The organism is Deltaproteobacteria bacterium (genome assembly GCA_016213065.1).
Taxonomy (GTDB): domain Bacteria; phylum UBA10199; class UBA10199; order SPLOWO2-01-44-7; family SPLOWO2-01-44-7; genus JACRBV01.
Genome location: JACRBV010000096.1, coordinates 1 through 4,309, shown reverse-complemented (window position 1 = coordinate 4,309; position 4,309 = coordinate 1). Strand labels below are relative to the sequence as shown.

Genomic DNA, 4,309 nt, shown 5'->3' with positions numbered 1-4,309 from the left:
TGACCAGAAATTCAATCTTGTCGTGGCGAGGGATATTTTGCGCGCTTATGGAATGGAACCCGAAATTGTTTTGCTCATGCCTCTTCTTGTGGGGACCGATGGTCAGAAAAAAATGAGCAAAAGTTATGGCAACTACATCGGTATCAGTGAACCGCCCAAAGAGATTTTCGGGAAAATCATGTCAATCACCGATGAACTGATGGAACACTATTATGAATTGCTGACGGAAGAAAATCTGGACGAAATAAAAAAACTGCATCCCAAAGAGGCCAAGATTCGTTTGGCAAAAATTCTGGTGACTCGTTTTTATTCTAAGCAAGAAGCGATTGAAGCCGCTTTAGAATTTGAAAAAGTTTTTGCCCAGAAATCAAAACCGACCGATATTGAAGAAAAAACAATCAAAAAAAGTGGATCTGAAATGAGTGTCGTGGAGATATTGCTAACCAGCGGTTTGGTGGCCAGCAAGGGAGAAGCCAGAAGGTTGATCGAGCAAGGCGGTGTGCGCGTGGACGATCAACGCGTTGAAGAGATTGACGTAACTTTGAAAACAAACGGATCCTATTTGATCCAACTCGGGAAAAGACGATTTTTAAAAGTGCGATTTAAATGATTCTTCGGAGTCATCCTGAACCCTTCGCCATTATTGTCATTCTGAGCGGAGCGAAGAATCTGCTCGGCTCAGGGTAAACTCCGTGAAGGATCTCCCTTGGGAACAAATGTAGATTGCCACGGCCCCTGCGGGGCCTCGCAATGACAGTGAGAAAAAAATGCCAAAGAAATCTTGGAACATTGCTGTTGTGGGGGCTACCGGTGCTGTGGGGCTGGAGCTTGTTAAAATTCTGGAAGAAAGAAATTTTCCGGTTGGCAATTTAAAACTGTTTGCTTCCGATCGTTCACTGGGAAAAACCGTTTCTTTTCGCGATCACGAATTTCCTGTTCACACGTTGGATGCGGATTCTTTCAGCTACGTTAACATCGCTTTTTTCAGCGCGGGTTCGGAGATCAGCAAAGAATATGTTCCTGTCGCCGTGAAAAGCGGTGCCGTGGTGATTGATAACACGGCCCAATTCCGTATGGATAAAGAGGTTCCGCTCGTGGTTCCCGAAGTCAACCCTTCGTTGATCGCCGAATATAAAAACAAAGGAATCATCGCCAATCCAAATTGCTCAACAATTCAACTCGTGGTGGTGCTCAAAGCCCTCATGAAAAAAGCAAAAATCAAACGGGTTGTGGTGTCGACTTACCAATCTGTTTCGGGTGCCGGCCTTTCGGCGATGGAAGAACTCTCCCAGCAAACGGTAGCGCTTTTTTCAAATAAGGAAATAAAAGTGGAGGCGCTTCCGCATCGCATTGCGTTTAATTGTCTTCCGCAGATCGATGTTTTTGCGGAGGAGAATTACACCAAAGAAGAGTGGAAGATGATCAACGAAACATCCAAAATTTTGGAAACGAAAATTCCCATGACGGCAACCACCGTGCGTGTGCCGGTTTTTTACGGACATAGTGAGTCAGTCAATGTGGAATTTGAATCGCCCTTCTCCCGCGAAGAGGCGATAAATCTGCTTCAGCACGCGGATGGTGTGGAGGTGATGGATGAACCGCAAAAAAATAATTATCCGATGGCCATTCACGCGGCTGGCGAAGATGCAATTTATGTGGGGCGTATTCGTAAAGATCTTTCCGTCCCTCACGGTTTGAATCTCTGGATTGTAGCCGACAACATTCGCAAAGGTGCCGCGTTGAATGCAATTCAGATTGCCGAACTTTTAATTCCATTGCTGTCATCCTGAGCGAAGCGAAGGATCTACCCGATGCGCCAAATCAAATTAACACTCGAATATGACGGCACGAATTATGCCGGCTGGCAGAGCCAAATCAACGCCACGGCTATTCAGGATGTCGTCCTTTCAGCCGTTGAAAAAATGACGGAGGAAAAAACGGTGTTGCGCGGCGCTTCGCGTACCGATTCGGGCGTACATGCTTTGGCGCAGGTGGCTTGTTTTCAAACCGACCGCGATATTTCCTGCGACGGTTTTTTGAAAGGCCTGAATAGTCTGCTTCCCGAAGATATCCGCGTTACAAGTTGCGAAGAAGTGTCGCCGGATTTTCATCCGGTTCGAAATGCAAAATCAAAATTGTATCAATATATTTTAGATTTAGGAGAGGTGGCTTCGCCCCTGTGGCGACAAAGGGCGTGGTGGGTGGGGCCCAAACTGGACATTGCCGCCATGGAAGAGGGGAGCAAGTACTTGATCGACGAACACGATTTCAAAAGTTTTCAGGGGGCGCTCAGTCATGTCAGAACAACGGTGCGGATATTATCGTCCGTCGAAATTACCACTAGGGACCTGTTACCATATGGTAATTGTCGTTTTCTTTGTCTTGTTTTCACCGGAAATGGTTTTCTTAAATATATGATTCGCAATATTGTGGGGACATTGGTTGAAATTGGTTTGGGAAAGCGTTTGCCAGAAGAGATGAAGTCAATTTTATTGGCGAGGGATCGAAAAGACGCAGGCATTACAGCTCCGCCGCAAGGTCTTTATCTTGTTAATGTTGAGTACTAATTTTTTTGTCATTCCTGCGAAGCTTGTCCCTGCAGGCAGTAGGCAGGGAGCAGGAATCCAGAAGCATTGAAATAAAACTGGATCCCCGCCTGCGCGGGGATGACATTGTTGGGGGTACCATTAATGAGTGTCGCTTCCGCTTCCATCTCCTGAAGTATTGGGTGGTACTCTTGCGGGATCCGAAGCGCCAGCTGTATAGTGACCCTCCACATCCGTTTCCTGTCCGGTAACCTGATCTTCTTTGGCGTGGAATACAAAGTCGTTGTCACCTTCGCCCGCGTCAATGACTGTGCCGCTATCTGGTTTGTTATCACTATTCAGCTTGGCGTGAATCAAAGGCACCACATTGGTGAAAGGAGTGAAGGCTTCCGGAGCTGTTCCTGCGCTATCATCTTCACCGGCTGTTGCCGTGCGGTTTTTCTTTCCAATGGTGAGCCATGAGAGATTCGCTTTTTTATTTGTCTCTGCACTAGCCGAGAATTTTTCATAATCTTTGATTCGGATCACAACGGTAGTGGGCGGGCTTCCCGCGGCACCTCGTTTGACCAGCACAACCAACAGATCGGCCGAGTTTTTTGGATCCTGCATCACATAGGCTTTGTCATAATCAGTGGGATCAATAAAAACTTTGCGTTCATCCGTCCCTGCAACTGTTTTCTCGATAACAATTTCATTGGCGTTTCCGATAGTAGCACGGATGCCATATCCGTATTCATTGGGATCTGTTTTGTCGTGATCGGGGATAAAGTCGTCTTTTTTATCCTGTAATTCTCTGCGCGAAATACGGTTTTGAGTTCCGGTCAGATTATCCAAGGTGATGTTTTCCTGAACCAGATCATTGGTGGGAGCCAGAATCATGTCATCACCGGCCAACCCGCTGATTTTGAGGAGATTGTTTTTGAAATCAACGGAATGAAAATCAATGATATTGTCTTTCCCGTTTCCATCAAATTTCAACGTGAAAGGAGAATTGAGAGAAGCGCTGGGACCGGTGCGAGAAGAAAAAGCCCTTTTGACAGTGATTGTAAATGTTTTAGGGGCGCCGGTACGTTCATCCTTCCCTACCATCGTGATTTTCAGCGATCCATCCGTTGTTTCTTCAGCAAAAGCCATGTCGTAGCCATCCGGCATTTTGAGAGACAAAACATTGGGTCGGGAATCGTTGATGTCATACGTTTCTGTGAGTTCCACTTCGCCGGATTTCACTTCTTTTGATTCCCATCCATAAGTATCACTCCCCAACCAAGATGATTCGAGAGGCGTTGTATTATGACCATCAATACGATTTAAGATATTGGTCTGATATTCGGCATTGGCTCCGATGGTCTCATCGGTTTTGAAACCCGTGTTAAAACCGCCGCCGCCGTCAATCGTATCTTTTCCAATTCCGCCATCGATGGTGTCATTGCCATCATCAGCAATTTTTAAACCGAGTGAATCCATCAATTCTTTCCAACCGCCACCGTAAATTTGATCCTTTCCAGCCTGACCGGAAAGTGTGTCATCGCCTGCAAGACCCGCGATGATATCGTCCCCCTCCGAAGCGATGATATTATCTTTGAAATTGGAACCGATGACGGAAAAACCGGCCGTTGTGCCGTAAGGAACACCCTTTGATCCGTCGCTGATCCGATAAACTCTGCTGAGATCAATTTTGACACCCTGTTTTACATTGTGCGCGTCAACGGCAAGAGGAACACTAACGTTTGTAACATGATCTTTTCCAAGCCACGCCTTCTTCG

Annotated in this window: 4 protein-coding genes; 3 read left to right on the top strand and 1 reads right to left on the bottom strand. The window is 46.4% G+C overall.

Annotated features, from left to right (window positions below; translation table 11 throughout):
• The 3 genes from tyrS to truA all read left to right on the top strand — a co-directional run.
• On the top strand, window positions 1-610 hold a 610-nt coding region (tyrS, locus tag HY877_05650), incomplete at its 5' end, for a tyrosine--tRNA ligase (protein ID MBI5299758.1).
• A gap of 157 nt (window positions 611-767) precedes the next feature.
• Window positions 768-1,790, top strand: a complete 1,023-nt coding sequence (locus HY877_05645) for an aspartate-semialdehyde dehydrogenase (protein MBI5299757.1) — start codon at window positions 768-770, stop codon at window positions 1,788-1,790.
• A 21-nt stretch (window positions 1,791-1,811) separates the two neighbouring features.
• The gene (truA, locus tag HY877_05640) at window positions 1,812-2,567 is read left to right on the top strand and encodes a tRNA pseudouridine(38-40) synthase TruA (GenBank protein ID MBI5299756.1); all 756 of its coding nucleotides are present in this window, start codon (window positions 1,812-1,814) and stop codon (window positions 2,565-2,567) included.
• A gap of 120 nt (window positions 2,568-2,687) precedes the next feature.
• Here truA and HY877_05635 read toward each other — a convergent pair.
• Window positions 2,688-4,309, bottom strand: a 1,622-nt coding sequence (locus HY877_05635) for a hypothetical protein (protein MBI5299755.1), incomplete at its 5' end; no start/stop codon positions are given.

Bases quoted from the DNA above. Each gene is read 5' to 3' on its own strand.
- HY877_05645 (MBI5299757.1), top strand. From the start codon at position 768: ATGCCAAAGAAATCTTGGAACATTGCTGTTGTGGGGGCTACCGGTGCT.
- truA (MBI5299756.1), top strand. From the start codon at position 1,812: ATGCGCCAAATCAAATTAACACTCGAATATGACGGCACGAATTATGCC.